The 15,159-nt window shown below is 53.2% G+C and carries 14 protein-coding genes and 1 pseudogene; 10 read left to right on the top strand and 5 right to left on the bottom strand.

The genetic code is table 11. The annotated features are described in order from the left end of the window. Window positions 1–260 precede the first annotated feature (260 nt). Window positions 261–1,421, bottom strand: coding sequence for an isochorismate synthase (locus F9C28_RS18460; RefSeq protein WP_199016741.1), 1,161 nt, complete (start codon window positions 1,419–1,421; stop codon window positions 261–263). Between the two features lie 830 nt (window positions 1,422–2,251). Between F9C28_RS18460 and F9C28_RS18455 the strand changes: the two genes are divergently transcribed. Next, window positions 2,252–3,277 (top strand): 3-deoxy-7-phosphoheptulonate synthase, encoded by a 1,026-nt coding sequence (locus F9C28_RS18455; RefSeq protein WP_199016739.1) that lies wholly within the window; start codon window positions 2,252–2,254, stop codon window positions 3,275–3,277. Between the two features lie 208 nt (window positions 3,278–3,485). Here F9C28_RS18455 and dgcJ read toward each other — a convergent pair whose 3' ends face one another. Then, window positions 3,486–5,027: a diguanylate cyclase DgcJ gene (dgcJ, locus tag F9C28_RS18450; protein ID WP_332909428.1), complete on the bottom strand. Its 1,542-nt coding sequence runs from the start codon at window positions 5,025–5,027 to the stop codon at window positions 3,486–3,488. Window positions 5,028–5,220: 193 nt separating this feature from the next. Continuing rightward, window positions 5,221–5,955, bottom strand: a complete 735-nt coding sequence (locus F9C28_RS18445) for an SDR family oxidoreductase (RefSeq protein WP_199016737.1) — start codon at window positions 5,953–5,955, stop codon at window positions 5,221–5,223. A 109-nt stretch (window positions 5,956–6,064) separates the two neighbouring features. Here F9C28_RS18445 and F9C28_RS18440 point away from each other — a divergent pair, with 109 nt between their 5' ends. From F9C28_RS18440 to F9C28_RS18430, 3 genes are all read left to right on the top strand, one after another. After that, entirely contained in the window at window positions 6,065–6,928 is an 864-nt protein-coding gene (locus F9C28_RS18440) for a LysR family transcriptional regulator (protein WP_199016735.1), read from the top strand. A gap of 142 nt (window positions 6,929–7,070) precedes the next feature. Beyond that, window positions 7,071–7,430: a hypothetical protein gene (locus F9C28_RS18435; protein ID WP_199016734.1), complete on the top strand. Its 360-nt coding sequence runs from the start codon at window positions 7,071–7,073 to the stop codon at window positions 7,428–7,430. Between the two features lie 157 nt (window positions 7,431–7,587). Beyond that, complete coding sequence (locus F9C28_RS18430; protein ID WP_199016732.1) at window positions 7,588–7,812, top strand: zinc ribbon domain-containing protein; 225 nt, start codon at window positions 7,588–7,590, stop codon at window positions 7,810–7,812. Window positions 7,813–7,840: 28 nt separating this feature from the next. Here F9C28_RS18430 and xseA read toward each other — a convergent pair. Next, window positions 7,841–9,205 (bottom strand): annotated as a pseudogene (gene xseA, locus F9C28_RS18425) (exodeoxyribonuclease VII large subunit); the annotation flags it as partial. A 168-nt stretch (window positions 9,206–9,373) separates the two neighbouring features. Here xseA and guaB point away from each other — a divergent pair. The 6 genes from guaB to F9C28_RS18395 all read left to right on the top strand — a co-directional run bounded on the left by guaB (window position 9,374) and on the right by F9C28_RS18395 (window position 14,561). Then, window positions 9,374–10,840 carry an IMP dehydrogenase gene (gene guaB, locus F9C28_RS18420; protein WP_199016730.1) on the top strand — a complete coding sequence of 489 codons (1,467 nt, stop codon included), beginning with the start codon at window positions 9,374–9,376 and terminating at the stop codon, window positions 10,838–10,840. Between the two features lie 69 nt (window positions 10,841–10,909). Then, window positions 10,910–12,487 (top strand): glutamine-hydrolyzing GMP synthase, encoded by a 1,578-nt coding sequence (guaA, locus tag F9C28_RS18415; RefSeq protein ID WP_199016724.1) that lies wholly within the window; start codon window positions 10,910–10,912, stop codon window positions 12,485–12,487. 247 nt (window positions 12,488–12,734) lie between these two features. After that, window positions 12,735–13,052, top strand: coding sequence for a type II toxin-antitoxin system RelE/ParE family toxin (locus tag F9C28_RS18410; RefSeq protein WP_199016723.1), 318 nt, complete (start codon window positions 12,735–12,737; stop codon window positions 13,050–13,052). A 74-nt stretch (window positions 13,053–13,126) separates the two neighbouring features. Beyond that, window positions 13,127–13,423, top strand: a complete 297-nt coding sequence (gene nadS, locus F9C28_RS18405; RefSeq protein WP_199016721.1) for a NadS family protein — start codon at window positions 13,127–13,129, stop codon at window positions 13,421–13,423. A 371-nt stretch (window positions 13,424–13,794) separates the two neighbouring features. Continuing rightward, window positions 13,795–14,064, top strand: a complete 270-nt coding sequence (locus F9C28_RS18400) for a hypothetical protein (RefSeq protein ID WP_199016720.1) — start codon at window positions 13,795–13,797, stop codon at window positions 14,062–14,064. Beyond that, on the top strand, window positions 14,061–14,561 hold the full coding sequence (locus F9C28_RS18395; protein WP_456299972.1) for a helix-turn-helix transcriptional regulator: 501 nt from the start codon (window positions 14,061–14,063) through the stop codon (window positions 14,559–14,561). Before F9C28_RS18400 ends, F9C28_RS18395 begins: the two co-directional genes overlap by 4 nt. A gap of 114 nt (window positions 14,562–14,675) precedes the next feature. On the opposite strand, the gene F9C28_RS18390 is transcribed toward F9C28_RS18395, so the two are convergent. Next, the gene (locus F9C28_RS18390; protein ID WP_199016718.1) at window positions 14,676–14,831 is read right to left on the bottom strand and encodes a YfgG family protein; all 156 of its coding nucleotides are present in this window, start codon (window positions 14,829–14,831) and stop codon (window positions 14,676–14,678) included. Between the last annotated feature and the right edge of the window lie 328 nt (window positions 14,832–15,159).

Below are 15,159 nucleotides of genomic sequence, written 5' to 3'. Positions count from 1 at the left end.
ATGACGAAAGCAGGTATGCCTGAAAGTGTGCGTATTGCCTGAAAACACAACCCGCTACGGGGGAGACTTACCCGAAATCTGATTTATTCAACAAAGCCAATGCGAACTATAATGATAATGATTTTCATTTACAACACAAAATGACAATGTAATTCTCATCCAGAGCGAATACAGATGCCGCCGGCAAGGTGCCGACTGTTATTATCACAGGGCCGGGCACCAATACTGCGGCCGGGATTACATCTCCGGGGGAGGGCTCATCATGTTGTTCCCGCCGGCTGGACAACAACACCGAGTGCGTTGAGCATAGTGCCAAGTTTGGTACCGGTTTCGCGCCATTCGCTTTCTGGTTGTGAGGCCGGAACAATGCCCGCACCGGCGAAGAGCGTTATCTGGCGGTGGCTGACCTTCCCGCAGCGTATCGCGACCACCCATTCACCGTTACCCTGATCGTCGCACCAGCCGACAATCCCGCCAAACCACTCGCGGTTGAACGGTTCGAGGGTGGTTATCAGATCGCGCGCTTCGGCATAAGGGGCACCACAAAGCGCCGGGGTGGGGTGTAACCGACAGGCCAGAGACAATGCATTTTCCCGGTTGTTATTCACCGTGGCCTGAATCTCGGTAGCGAGATGCCACAGTTTCGGCGTGCTCAGCAGTGAGGTCGGCAAGACATCCAGTTGCTGGCAGTGGCCCGCCAGGCTGCGGCGAATGTCAGCAATAACAATCAGATGTTCATGCCTATCTTTGGCTGAAGCCTGTAAATTTTCGCCGGCAAGCCTGTCGGTGTGTGGATTACTGTCGCGCGGTGCCGAGCCGGCTAACGGCAGAGATTGCAGCAACGCGTTGTGCTTACGGAGTAATAATTCGGGGCTGGCGCCGATTAAGGTGCCGTCCGTCATCGGCAGATGGAAGTTGTAGCTGCCCGGGTTCTGACGGTTGAGCTCGCCCCATAGCCGGAGCGTATTGAGCGGCTGGTCGCTCTCAATATTCAGCAAACGCGACAGGACAACTTTGTCCAGCGCTGGCGTATGCAGCGTATCCAGCGCTTTTGCGACCATGTCACAAAACGCGTCATGGTCTGGCTGGTAGCGAATATCTCCTGAAAACGGCTCCGGAGCAGGGGGCGGGGCGATGGCTGTGCGATCAACCCAGTCATAAGATTGTGGTACCGAAAGTAAACAGGGCTGTCGTTTATCGAAAGGGATAGCGCCGGTGATTATCGGTTTTTTGATGCCCGCCAGCCGGGCAGCGGCAAAGTGCTGTTGTACCTGTTGTTGAAATGCTCCCCCGGCATCATGGCCGGACTCAGCAGGGTGAGTGAGGGTAGCAAATGTCCCCCGGGCGACCAGGCTTTTATGGGGGGATAAGAAAATAAAATCATCATCCCGCAATGTGTATGAATTCGGCGTAACAGACATAATTAATTCCCTGCCAATGGTAAAGGAATACAGGTGTTGTACTCAATATGGGTTAGCAACCCCTGCCATCAAAAAAACAGATAGCCCACGCATTGCGCAATCATGCCCGGATAATGTTGCGACGGAGAATCTCGTCAGCAAAAATAGTCTGGCGTCCACTTATGTTATTTACATTAGTAAGTGCCGGGATATCGCTATTTATTCTGTGGCTGGAATGCCTGCCGCTATCCTCAGCAACATGGTGAAACCTTTTTTTTATTTTCTGATATTACGCGTCGCTCCGATGCCGCCATTGATAATGACCCTGCTGTTATCGCTATTATAAAAGACAGCAAATCAACCGGTTATCAGGAAGTAACGTTCCCCCCGTATATAGCCAGCCACCTGTGTGGTTATCTGTTCTTTCTCTGTGGTTGATTTTTATTGTTTTACAATTGGTTAGAGTGAATCCTTGTTATGGATGCATTTGAACATGAGTGTTGCCAGCGTTTCCGTTAATAGCAGCAGAAGTCGTGCATCTATTTTCCCGGTGCTGCACATATAAAAATAAAGACATTTTCGCTACCAAAAAACAGTAGTACAATTGATAATGATTATCAATACTATTTGCGCTATGTTATGTGAAAATGCTAAAGCAGTCGCGTGTCGGTGATAGAAAACTGATGCGGTTATCTGGGTATTACTCCGTCGTGAGGGGCTGATGTATCAGGCAATCCTCAGCCAGTTACCGCCGGGTTGTTGACGCTCGCTATCATGGCGCATTGATATTTCGGAATAAGGTGAAACAAGCACCTTATTAACCGCTTGAACCAAGGATAAAGACCGAAAATATGAAACATACTATGCGGATAAAAACATTATCGCCGTTGCCAGCCGTCGATGAGCTGGTACAGGAGGTTAATATTTCTGCTCATACGGCTGCGTGGCTGCAGGAAAAACGTCATGAGATTTGCAATGTTATTTCCGGTACTGATCCGCGCCTGCTGGTGATTATCGGGCCATGTTCTATTCATGACCCGAAAGCGGGGCTGGAGTATGCTGAGCGCCTGGCGGGCCTCGCGACGCGTTACCAGGATAAGCTGTTGCTGGTCATGCGCACCTATTTTGAAAAACCGCGCACGCGCCACGGCTGGAAAGGGATGTTGGTCGATCCGCATCTGGATGGCAGTTATAACATTGGCGAGGGGTTGTGGGCCGCCCGGCGTTTTCTTAAGCAGGTTCTGGCCATGGGGGTCCCCACCGCGACCGAGTTTCTGGATACCACGCTGGCGCCTTATCTGGCGGATCTTATCTGCTGGGGGGCTATTGGCGCGCGAACGGTAGAATCCCAGCCCCATCGCCAGCTCGCCTCGGCACTACCCTGCGCAATAGGATTTAAAAACAGCACTGATGGTAATGTCGATATTGCGATTGACGCGATTCACGCCGCCAGCACCCCGCAGATATTGTGCTCCAGCGGGCTGAAAACCGGGCCTCAGGCGTTAATCACTGAAGGTAACCCCTTTGGGCACCTGATCCTGCGCGGTGGTCGCCAGCCAAATTATCACCGCGAGCATGTGGTTCGCGCCTGTGAACAGCTTAAGGGGAGCGATGTGCTGAACCGGCTGGTGGTTGATTGCAGCCACGGAAACAGCCAGAAAAAAGCGCATAACCAGCCGGGTGTTGCCTACAACATTATCGACCAGCTACAGGATGGAGAGCGGGGTATCGCCGGTATTATGCTGGAGAGTTTCCTGGTGGGAGGGAACCAGCCGGAACATAACCCTACCGCTGTCTATGGTCAGTCTATTACCGATGAATGCCTGAGCTGGGCGGATAGCGAACAACTGCTGGCCGGGATTTATCGCCGGCTTTAGCGCATAACGCGGCGGTGTCAGACGTGAACCACATCCACGCGACAGCGTACTGCGAGTTGGGTTGATACCCGGTATATCGATATATCTTTAAAAGTGACGGACAGGTGCCGGCTCCCTTGAGGCGGCTTGCTGAATGTGAGATAGCCCAGTGACGGTTCATGAGGTGACCGGGAAAGACGATGACTGGCGCTGGGCAGACGGCTGGCTATCACGGCCGGCGCACCGTGTTATTGCTGCGTTTATGGGCATATAACCGTGCGTCAGCTTTATGCAGGGCGATTTCCAGCGTATCGCTGGCCTCCAGTTGATAGCAGCCGGAGGAGAATGCCACGATATGCTGTTTATCCAGGATGCGTAAGGCCTCTGCAATGCGTGACAGCACGGCTTGTGCCTCATGATAAGTGTGCCCAATCAGCAGGATGACGAACTCATCACCCCCCTGGCGAATCCCGTAATCATTTTTACGGATCGACTGCCGTATCGCCTGGCCGATGCATTCGATAGCATAATCGCCCATATGGTGGCCCTGGGTATCATTGATGCGCTTCAGGCCGTCGCAGTCGATGGCGAGTGCCGTTATCGGTACCTGTTTTTTTAATAGCTGGGGGACCAGTTTATTCAGCGTCAGTGCGAATATCTTTCTGTTATACAACCCGGTCATGGCATCGGTAATATTTTCCTGCGCCAGCAACTGTTGGCGCGTTTGATGATATTTCGTATACTCACACAGCAAATAGGTGGATAAGATATATAAAATAAATATCCAGAAATTAGTGATAATAAAATACTGGACGTCAATACCAATGTGCAGGGTGTAATATTTTGTGATGCTAGCCAGACTGTTACCGGTATTAAATAATGTAAATGATGGGCTATGGAATTTGATGATTTTCCCGGTGTTGTTATCTTTTACATACAGGGTAAGAAACTTCCACAAGAAAGGCCGATCGCGAGTGTAGAATGAGGTGGTGAGATCGGCAATATTGATATCTGTTAAAATAATGCCTTTTATATCGCCATGGGTAAATATCGGGGTAAGTAAACTGATAATATTATTTTTCGTATAACCATCACGATAAATATGCGAAACAATGCTCTCGCCTTTCTCCAGATCGGTCAGAGCATTTTCATCAATATCAATGGTATGGGCGCTTTGTTTGATATCAATGCTGTCATGGTTTTTGATTAACCAGTTATTGAAGGTGTATTCTTTAGTGTTAACTATTTTATCGATGTAGATATAGTTATTTTTCAGGTCGATATAATAGCGGGTGTTATTGAATTTATACCCGGTGTAATTTGAAAAACTATATTTTGATGAAGTATCCCCAATCTGGTTATTAAAAAATAGTAGGCCAGGCACATCCGCCGCCCATTTTTTGCAGTCAGGATCGTAGGTTTGTAGCGTACCGGGCAGTGAAGGGAATGTGTGGCCATTCAGGTTAAGGCCGTAGATATTACCAGTGTGTTCCATTCGCTGGCAGATAGCCGCTGGGCTCAGAGGGCCGTGGGCATATTTATGCTCCCCGGCAGAAAATGAACGGCTGAGGTGTAGTGATATCTTTTGATTGATATATTCTTCATGAAACAGTGCAGACTTGCCGTTTTCCGCAATATACCGGCTATATTTATTTAAGTTGTCCAGCTCATGATTAATGAATATCGCAAATACCAGTGTGGTTATCAGGATAATAATTATTGTTGATTTGGTATGCGCGCTACTTTCCGGCACGGTCTTCGTCTCTTTCACCTTGGTACACCCTGTTACATGCACGCTCACAAATCTTCCGGGTGCATGGGGTAATTCTCCCAGTGTTTGGGTCGTGATTTAATGACGGCAGTCATAAATTATCGTGATTTGTCATCACTGGCAATCCGCCGGGAGATCCAGACAGGGTCGTGGGGAGATCTGGCCCTGCGCAGGGCAGGGCCAATGTGCCTTATCAGGCCTGCTGGCGCGTTGCCGCCAGCACGATTTCGCGGATGCAAACATTCTGCGGCTGGCTGTAGGCAAATTGAATGCTGTTGGCGACGTCTTCAGCAGACAGCACAACCCCACCCATCTCTTGCTTCCACGCCTGGTAGCCGGTTTTGATATCGTCATCACTGGTATGGCTGAGCAGCTCAGTTTCTACTGCTCCCGGGGCGATGGTGATAACCCGCACGCCGTAGGGGGACAGTTCCTCACGCAGGTTTTCCGAAATACCGTGAACGGCAAATTTGGTGCCCACATAGGCGACATGGTTAGGGAACGTTTTACGCCCGGCTACGGAGCTGATGTTGATAATAGTGCCTTGTTTTCTGGCCACCATACCCGCGGTTATCGCATGAATACCATTCAGCAGCCCCTTAACGTTGGTGTCCAGCATCCGGTCCCATTCTGCCGGATCCTGGGTGGCGACATGGCCCAGCAGCATGACACCGGCATTGTTGACCAGCGCATCAACCGGGCCAAATTTTTGCTCGGCATCATTAACGGCGGCGACAAAGGCATCACGATCGGTGACATCCACCGCTTTACACAGCGTATCCGGCAAGTTGAGTGCTTCCATCGGGGCGGTACGACGGGCAAGTAACAGCAGTGAGTGCCCGGCTGCGGACAGCCGTTTCGCTGTCGCCATACCGATGCCAGAGCTGGCACCTGTAATCACAACCAGGGGTTTTTTTGAATTACTCATCTTTACGCCTCATAATTAAATTTGATATCGACTACGCTCAACAAAGTGTAGTCCGCGCAGCGTAACCATTAAAAATGGTTTATTTTTTTCACAGGCATCAAAAATTATTATGGATTACCGGCAACTGAAGTCCTTCATCGCGGTGTTCGAAGCGCGCAACATCACCAGCGCCGCCCGGCGCCTATTCCTGACCCAGCCGGCACTGTCTGCCACGATAAAATCCCTTGAGGAGGAGCTGGGGGTCGTGCTGTTTGAGCGGCTGCCCAGAGGGGTGGAGGTCACGGCTGACGCCCGGGTTTTGTATCCCCAGGCCAGGCGAATGGTGGCCGAAGCAGACACCCTGGCACAAAGCTTCCGCAAAGAGAGAAACCGCCAGCAGGTGGTGATCGGTGTGGAGGCGGATACCGCCCCCGGACAAGTTGACTGCCTGTTGCGCACCATTCAGCGCAGTGATTGCCCGCTGCTTATCACCCTGGAGCCAGACTGCACCGGCGATATTCGTTTTGGCAGTGAGGAGCAGCGCTGTGAGGATGAACTATTCCTCCCCCTGTTTACCGAGCCCTATGTATTAGCGCTCCCCGCCAGCCACCCGCTGGCTGAAGCGGCCCGGGTCAGCCAGGAGGATCTGCACAGTATTGACTGGATCCAGTGCCCGCAGCACGATTCTCACCAGCGCCTGTTGCCCTTGTACGGGGCCCGGGCGGCAACCCCGGCGGCCAATGCCGGTACCCTGACCCTGGCGCTGTTGCTGGTGCAGGCCGGCATCGGGGCGGCGATGGTACCCGCTTCGCTGGCGGCGGATCGCCCGGGCGTTATCAGTCGCGTGTTGCCTGAGCACCCGCTAATCAGACGTACCGGTATCTGCTATGCCGCACAGACCCTGGCGATGCCGCAGGTTGCCTGGCTACTGGATCAAATGCGCGCGGTGCGCAGTGAGCCGGTAGCGGCAGAATCGACACTCACTGCTGGTTGATCATTCCGTTATTTGATCGTGTTTTGGTGCAATGTCTGGTATTTGTGGTTTTTTTGTTGATTTTTTATTTCCAGTTTATTCTTAAAGCTCATGATTATTGTTTTATGCCATGCTAAATACTCGTTATTGAGAGGAGAAAACGATGAACAAGACAATTATTGCACTCTCTACCCTTTTGCTGACTGCACCGGTTTTTGCTAACACAGTGACTCACGCGACAGATGACACAGTGGCAGAGGCGCACAAGAATGCTGATACCGCCAAAGAGAAACTGCATCAGGCGCAGGACCACGGCAAAGAGATGAAGCTCAAATCCGAGCATGCCGCGCAGGGCAAGAGTGACAGCGTAGGCAGTAAGGTGAGTGAAGGCTCCCAGAAAGCGTGGAATGACACTAAGCAGGGCACGGAAAAAGCCTGGGATAAAACCAAGCAAGGGTCTGAAAAAGCCTGGAACGCCACCAAAGACGGTGCCGAAGAGCTGAAAGACAAAGCCACTAACTGATCCGGCGACGTAGTATTTGTAGCGATAACGCGCGAATACGCCATGCCCTGAAGCCCGCTCCGTGCGGGCTTTTTTGTCTCTGGAGCCCGGGGTTTTAGCAGTGGTATGCTGTCGGAAATAATCCCGATAACCGGTTTTATTATTGCGGAGTCATAACATGGATATTCACTGCCCGGATTGCCAGACGATCCTTGAACAGGATGGCCTGCAAGGCCACTGCCCCGCCTGTGGGCACCATTTTACCCTGGCGCCACACTGCCCGGAGTGCCACCAGTCTCTTGAGGTCCTGAAAGCCTGTGGGGCGGTGGATTATTTTTGCCAGCATGGCCACGGCATGATTTCACGCAAGCGGGTGGAGTTCGTCCCCCAGCCCGGGACCTGACGCGTTTATTTCGCCGGGGCGGAAGGGGGGCGCTGGCTTTACGCCGCCGCTGCTTTTTCACCCCGGTGACCTGGCTTTCCACCCAGCCATCTTCCAGCCGCGTTGTTAGGGTATCACCGGTTTTCACTTGACGGGTTTGCTTTAATAGTGCCCCTTCAGGCAGGGTGGTCACGTTATAGCCCCGGGCCAGGGTGGCCAGCGGGCTGACTGCCTCAAGGTGGGTGAGGGCGGTCCCAAAACGGGATTGGGTGGCGTTCATTTGCTCACGCACCGACTGCACCAGGCGATATTCCAGTTGCTGTATCCGGGTTTGTGCCTGGTGAATGCGCCGGGAAGGCTGCTGCAGATTCAGGCGTTTTGCCAGGCGTTCGCTACGCTCCCGGGCGAGGCGTAGTCGGGTATCCATGGCATTGACTACCCGCTGTTGCAGCTGGTTCAGGGCGGTTTGCTGGCGCAATAGACGCAACTGGGGATGCTGTTGCTGCAGGCGATGGCTGAGCTGTGAGAAACGCCGGTTCTGGTGGGCCAGATAGTAGTCCATAGCCATCTCCAGCCGTTGCTGCTGCCCCTGGAGCTGGCGCACCAGCTCGAGCTGATTGCGGCTGACAATTTCGGCGGCGGCGGAAGGTGTCGGGGCGCGCACATCGGCCACAAAGTCCGCGATGGTGACATCGGTTTCGTGACCTACGGCACTGACCACCGGTATCCGGCTGGCAAAAATGGCCCTGGCTACCCGCTCGTCATTAAAACTCCACAAATCTTCCAGTGAACCACCGCCGCGGCCGACAATCAGCACGTCACACTCAGCGCGCTGGTTTGCCCGCTCGATAGCACGCACAATTTGCCCGGGGGCATCTGCCCCCTGTACGGCGCAGGGATAGATAATCACCGGTAATGACGGGTCGCGGCGCTGTAAAATATGCAGAATATCGTGCAGTGCGGCCCCGGTACGGGAGGTTATCACCCCCACACAGTGGGCCGGTGAGGGCAGAGGGTGTTTATGGCCCTGTTCGAACAGGCCTTCCGCCGACAGACGCTGCTTTAGCTGCTCATACTGTTGCTGTAGTAAGCCTTCACCGGCGGGCTGCATGCTTTCGGCAATGATCTGATAATCACCGCGTGGTTCATAGAGGGTGATGGTAGCCCGTACCAGTACCTGTTGGCCGTGCTGGGGGCGAAAGGTCACCCGACGGTTGCTGTTGCGGAACATGGCGCAACGCACCTGTGCGGTATCGTCTTTGAGCGTGAAGTACCAGTGCCCGGAGGCTGGTTGAGTAAAGTTTGAAATCTCGCCGCTGATCCACACCTGTCCTATTTCCTGCTCAAGCAGCGAACGGACGGTCTGATTCAGGCGACTGACACTATAGACTGCGGGGGAATTTGTTGGCGACATGTGAGCTGGATCAAATTTTAAATCAGCAGATTATTCAGTCGATAATAACCCGGTGAGCCTTTCAGGCAAGCTTTTTTTGAAAAAAATGTAGCGGCAATCGCATACGCTCTGTATAATGCCGCGGCAATATTTTATCTGTTCTCATTCACCCCAGGTTGAGATATTGCCATGCTACGTATCGCTAAAGAAGCACTCACTTTTGACGACGTTTTACTCGTCCCTGCACACTCTACCGTTCTGCCGAATACTGCTGAACTCAGCACTCAGCTGACCAAAACTATTCGTCTGAATATCCCGATGTTATCCGCAGCAATGGATACCGTTACTGAGGCGCGCCTGGCAATTGCGCTGGCTCAGGAAGGCGGCATCGGCTTCATTCACAAAAACATGTCCATCGAGCGCCAGGCCGAACAAGTTCTGCGTGTCAAAAAACACGAGAGCGGCGTCGTGTCTGATCCACAGACCGTCCTGCCAACCACCACTCTGCGTGAAGTCAAAGAATTAACCGAACGTAATGGTTTTGCCGGTTACCCGGTGGTCACCCACGATAACGAACTGGTCGGGATCATTACCGGCCGCGACGTGCGTTTTGTGACCGATCTCAGCCAGCCGGTAACGGCTTACATGACCCCGAAAGAGCGTTTGGTTACCGTTCACGAAGGCGAAGCCCGTGACGTTGTGTTCGCCAAAATGCACGAACGACGCGTAGAAAAAGCGCTGGTGGTTGATGACAATTTCCATCTGCGCGGGATGATCACCGTAAAAGACTTCCTGAAAGCGGAACGTAAACCCAACGCCTGTAAAGACGAACATGGCCGTCTGCGCGTGGGTGCCGCTGTGGGTGCTGGTGCAGGTAACGAAGAGCGCGTCGATGCGCTGGTGGCTGCTGGGGTTGACGTGCTGCTGATTGACTCCTCCCACGGTCATTCCGAAGGGGTGTTGCAGCGTATTCGCGAAACCCGCGCTAAATATCCGGATCTGCAGATAATCGGCGGTAACGTCGCGACTGCTGCCGGTGCCCGTGCACTGGCTGAGGCCGGTTGCAGCGCGGTGAAAGTGGGTATCGGCCCGGGCTCCATCTGTACTACCCGTATTGTTACCGGGGTAGGGGTTCCGCAGATCACCGCCGTTTCTGACGCGGTTGAAGCGCTGGAAGGTACCGGTGTGCCGGTTATCGCCGATGGCGGTATTCGTTTCTCCGGTGATATCGCGAAAGCCATCGCCGCCGGTGCCGCAGCCGTGATGGTTGGCTCTATGCTGGCGGGTACGGAAGAATCTCCGGGGGAGATAGAACTGTACCAGGGCCGTTCTTTCAAATCCTATCGCGGTATGGGGTCACTGGGCGCGATGGCAAAAGGGTCTTCTGACCGTTACTTCCAGAGCGATAACGCTGCCGACAAACTGGTACCGGAAGGTATCGAAGGCCGCGTACCTTACAAAGGTCGCCTGAAAGAGATTGTCCATCAGCAGATGGGCGGCCTGCGCTCCTGTATGGGCCTGACTGGCTGTGGTACCATTGACGAGCTGCGTACTAAAGCGGAATTCGTGCGTATCAGCGGTGCGGGTATTCAGGAAAGCCACGTACACGATGTGACCATCACCAAAGAGTCCCCGAACTACCGTCTGGGCTCCTGATAAAACTTCCGCGCCCGGCTACCTGCCGGGCGTTCTGATTTTGTTCTACTTGCCTCGGAATTAGCGTCAATGACGGAAAACATTCATAAACATCGCATTCTCATCCTTGATTTCGGTTCTCAGTACACCCAGTTGGTAGCGCGTCGCGTGCGTGAACTGGGCGTGTACTGTGAGCTGTGGGCATGGGACGTTACTGAAGCTCAGATTCGTGAGTTTAACCCCAGCGGTATTATCCTGTCTGGTGGCCCGGAAAGCACCACTGAGATGAACAGCCCCCGTGCGCCTGAGTATGTATTTGAGGCAGGTGTGCCGGTATTTGGCGTGTGCTATGGCATGCAGACCATGGCAATGCAGCTGGGTGGCCACGTTGAAGCATCCAATGAGCGTGAATTTGGTTATGCTCAGGTGGAAGTGCTGTGCGATAGCGAACTGGTACGCGGTATTGAAGACGCCACCAGCGAAAACGGCAAACCGCTGCTGGATGTGTGGATGAGCCACGGTGATAAAGTTACGGCTATTCCGTCCGACTTTGTGACTGTTGCCAGTACCGACACCTGCCCGTTTGCCATTATGGCCAACGAAGAAAAACGTTTTTATGGTGTGCAGTTTCACCCTGAAGTGACGCATACCCGTCAGGGGATGCGGATGCTGGAGCGTTTTGTGCTCGAGATCTGCCAGTGTGAAGCGCTGTGGACCCCGGCGAAAATCATCGACGACGCGGTAGCGCGTCTGCGTGAACAGGTTGGCGAAGATAAGGTTATCCTCGGTTTGTCCGGCGGGGTGGATTCGTCAGTAACCGCGATGCTGCTGCACCGCGCCATTGGTGATCGTCTGACCTGTGTGTTTGTGGATAACGGCCTGCTGCGTCTTAATGAAGCTGAGCAGGTTATGGATATGTTCGGTGACCGTTTTGGTCTCAACATTGTCCATGTCCCGGCGGAAGAGCGTTTCCTGATCGCGCTGGCCGGGATCAGCGATCCGGAAGCTAAACGTAAAACCATTGGCCGTGTCTTTGTGGAAGTGTTCGACGAAGAAGCGCTGAAACTGGAAGACGTGAAGTGGCTGGCCCAGGGGACAATCTACCCTGACGTTATCGAGTCTGCCGCGTCCGCGACCGGTAAAGCTCATGTCATCAAATCTCACCATAACGTTGGCGGCCTGCCGAAAGAGATGAAGATGGGCCTGGTTGAACCGCTGAAAGAGCTGTTCAAAGATGAAGTGCGTAAAATCGGCCTGGAACTGGGCCTGCCGTACGACATGCTGTTCCGTCATCCGTTCCCGGGCCCGGGCCTTGGGGTACGCGTATTGGGCGAAGTGAAGAAAGAATACTGCGACCTGCTGCGCCGTGCGGATGCGATCTTTATTGAAGAACTGCGTAAAGCAGAGCTGTACGATAAAGTGAGCCAGGCATTTACCGTGTTCCTGCCGGTGCGTTCCGTTGGGGTCATGGGCGATGGCCGTAAGTACGACTGGGTGGTTTCCCTGCGCGCTGTCGAAACTATCGACTTTATGACCGCGCACTGGGCGCACCTGCCGTATGATTTCCTCGGCCGGGTGTCCAACCGTATCATCAACGAAGTGAACGGTATCTCCCGCGTGGTTTATGATATCTCCGGTAAACCGCCTGCCACTATCGAGTGGGAATGATTTCGCGTCTGGCAACAGCCTGCACGTAAAAGCAGTAAAGTACCTCTAAGCCCGCGTAACTGCGGGCTTTTTTGTTTTTATTGGGATTGGAGGGTGAAGAGGAAAGAAAATCGGCTTGTCGACGGGATGATGATAAGTGAAGGATACGACAATCATCACAGAAGTGTACGCAGTACATTAAATGGCTTGAGTGATGTACTATGTACACCTACAATGCGTGAAAGTTGCGATAACGTCAGGGAGTGAGATGTACACTTTTATTGAGCTGCAGGGTTTCAGTAAACGGCGTCAGGAGCTTCTGCCGGATGACGAGTATCGGGCCTTTCAGGAGATATTAATTGAGGATCCTGAAACCGGTGAGACTATCGCTGCAACGGGCGGCTTTCGGAAGATTCGCTGGAGTCTCCCGGGGATGGGAAAACGTGGTGGCGTACGGGTGATTTACTACAATGTGACGAGTAAAGGACGAATTTATCTGGCTCTGATATACCCTAAAAATGAGCAGGATAATTTAACGGAAGCGCAAAAGAAAGCTCTGAAGCAGTTATCCGATATGCTGGTGTAACACTGAGGTTTGTAACTCCCATACAGGTGAAGTATAAGGCCAGATGCGGCGTCAACGAGGGCGATGAGATACAGATGAAAGACGAATTATTTGCCGATCTGCTGGCCAGTGCAGAAGAAATGGTAAGAATTGAAAAGGGTGAACAGACGCCGGCGCCGGAGCATGTGCATACGTTTAGCCCGATTGACGTTAAAGCGATACGTGAGGCGACCGGGTTGAAACAGCAGGAATTTGCCATTGCAGTTGGCGTCAGCTATGACCTTGTAAAAAGCTGGGAAACCAGGCGTCGCCAGCCAACCGGTGCGTCGCGAAAACTATTGATATTGTTGCAGACTAACCCTTTTATTATCAACCAGCTTAAAGCTATTTAGTACTGTGATGCGCCTGTCTGGGTGCATCAGTTGTGTGGGGCACCCGCGTCAAAAATACCCTCTTACCGACGGCGATGCCGAGTAACCCTACGTACGAGTAACCCCCCACCTGCTCTACCATGCGCCATTCCGCCCGCTTCCTGCGCTATTTTTACGGGCTATCACGAGGATTACCTAACCGGCTGAGCGTGTGGGCGCTTTTTCTGCCATTGTCCGGGGATATCATCATCACCACGGAGAACGACGATGCGCATTATGGTGTCGGAAAAGGGAGCAACAGGGCCGGTTATCAGGGCTGGCGTATGTTGGGTAAATGAGAATGGTTGTCAGTTGACAACCTTTGCGGGGGCTTGCATACTGGTGGTCGGTTTATGAGCAGACGATCGCACCCGGTGAAGGAGATTGAGGCCGCACTCCGTTATGCGAAGTCCTGGGGCTGGCGGGTAGTGGCCGGTGGCGGGCACGCCTGGGGGCGGATGTATTGCCCATGCCACGGCCGTGACTGCCGCTGTGGGGAGTTTTGTATTACCTGCATCTGGAGTACACCGAAGAATGCCCATAATCATGCCAGGGCGTTATGCCGGGTTGTCGACCACTGTGCGGTGGCGGGGCCTGCCGGCAGCGCTCAACAGGAGGAATGATGGAATATCAATTTACCCTGCGTTACCAGCTGGCAGCACAGGACAGCGATGCGCTGGCGGTTGCTGAGCGTCTGGGGGGCGGCGGCTGTGATGATGCCGTTGTCGGTATTGGTTTACCTGGCCGGGTGGCGCTGGCATTTACCCGTGAGGCGCCAGACGCGGGGCAGGCCATTCAGAGTGCGCTGGCAGATGTCCAGCGTATTGTCCCGGCTGCGGTATTGATTGAGGTTGCTCCTGATCTGGTGGGGCTGACTGATGCCGCGGGTATTGTCGGCGTGTCGCGGCAAAATATGCGTAAGCTGATGCTGGCATCATCCGGCGGTTTTCCGGCCCCGGTCCATGAAGGCAGCACCGCAATCTGGCACCTGAGCGATATCCTCAGCTGGTTACAGAGCAAGGGCAGTTATGCCTTGTCGGGCCAGGTGATTGAGGTTGCCCGGGTAGCGATGGCCGTTAATGTGGCGAAAGAGGCTCGCCGTCTGGCACCACCATTATGATGGGGGATCACGGTGCGGGTATCTGTCTGGCGATGGATATAACACTACCTGCCAGCGGGAAGCGATCTCTGGCATACAGGTGAATCAGTGCGGAAGTGTGCTACGTAACGACGGCTATTCCCTGTCGGCCTCGTTGAGGATCAGGCTTGATTGTTGCTGGCTTTGCTGTTGCTGCACTTTGTCCTGATGATGATACCAGGCACCGATGGAGGAGTAGACTAAACGGCCAAAAAAGAACAGAAAACTAATGAGGAGTACGATACGCGTCATGCGGCGGTTAAATCGGTGTCGCTTTCGTAGCGGAGTAGCCGTTTTTCGTACAGCTGTTGCCTGTGTCACGCAATTATCCTTTAGGTATACCCACTCAGGGGCGATAGGCTCATTTAGTCATAGCAGAGGGGGAGGGTCAATCAATTTGTTGAAAAAAAGTGCAGCAGAAGCACATGCTAGATAAATGTTACCTAAATGAAATGCACTTCGAATTAATTCGGCAAAAATTGCTAGGGAAGGTGCGAACAAGTTCCTGATATGAGATCATCATATTCATCCGGAGCGCATCCCAGAGGGACATCATGAGCCATCAACTCACCTTCGCCGA

This window comes from Shimwellia pseudoproteus (assembly GCF_016415625.1).
In the GTDB taxonomy this organism is placed as follows: Bacteria; Pseudomonadota; Gammaproteobacteria; order Enterobacterales; family Enterobacteriaceae; genus Shimwellia; species Shimwellia pseudoproteus.
This window is presented reverse-complemented; position numbering and strand designations above follow the sequence as displayed.

Bases quoted from the DNA above. Each gene is read 5' to 3' on its own strand.
- F9C28_RS18410 (WP_199016723.1), top strand. From the start codon at position 12,735: ATGTACACTTTTATTGAGCTGCAGGGTTTCAGTAAACGGCGTCAGGAG.
- guaB (WP_199016730.1), top strand. From the start codon at position 9,374: ATGCTACGTATCGCTAAAGAAGCACTCACTTTTGACGACGTTTTACTC.
- F9C28_RS18440 (WP_199016735.1), top strand. From the start codon at position 6,065: ATGGATTACCGGCAACTGAAGTCCTTCATCGCGGTGTTCGAAGCGCGC.
- F9C28_RS18435 (WP_199016734.1), top strand. From the start codon at position 7,071: ATGAACAAGACAATTATTGCACTCTCTACCCTTTTGCTGACTGCACCG.
- F9C28_RS18445 (WP_199016737.1), bottom strand. From the start codon at position 5,955: ATGAGTAATTCAAAAAAACCCCTGGTTGTGATTACAGGTGCCAGCTCT.
- F9C28_RS18455 (WP_199016739.1), top strand. From the start codon at position 2,252: ATGAAACATACTATGCGGATAAAAACATTATCGCCGTTGCCAGCCGTC.
- F9C28_RS18430 (WP_199016732.1), top strand. From the start codon at position 7,588: ATGGATATTCACTGCCCGGATTGCCAGACGATCCTTGAACAGGATGGC.
- F9C28_RS18395 (WP_456299972.1), top strand. From the start codon at position 14,061: ATGATGGAATATCAATTTACCCTGCGTTACCAGCTGGCAGCACAGGAC.
- F9C28_RS18460 (WP_199016741.1), bottom strand. From the start codon at position 1,421: ATGTCTGTTACGCCGAATTCATACACATTGCGGGATGATGATTTTATT.
- guaA (WP_199016724.1), top strand. From the start codon at position 10,910: ATGACGGAAAACATTCATAAACATCGCATTCTCATCCTTGATTTCGGT.
- F9C28_RS18390 (WP_199016718.1), bottom strand. From the start codon at position 14,831: ATGACGCGTATCGTACTCCTCATTAGTTTTCTGTTCTTTTTTGGCCGT.
- nadS (WP_199016721.1), top strand. From the start codon at position 13,127: ATGAAAGACGAATTATTTGCCGATCTGCTGGCCAGTGCAGAAGAAATG.
- F9C28_RS18400 (WP_199016720.1), top strand. From the start codon at position 13,795: ATGAGCAGACGATCGCACCCGGTGAAGGAGATTGAGGCCGCACTCCGT.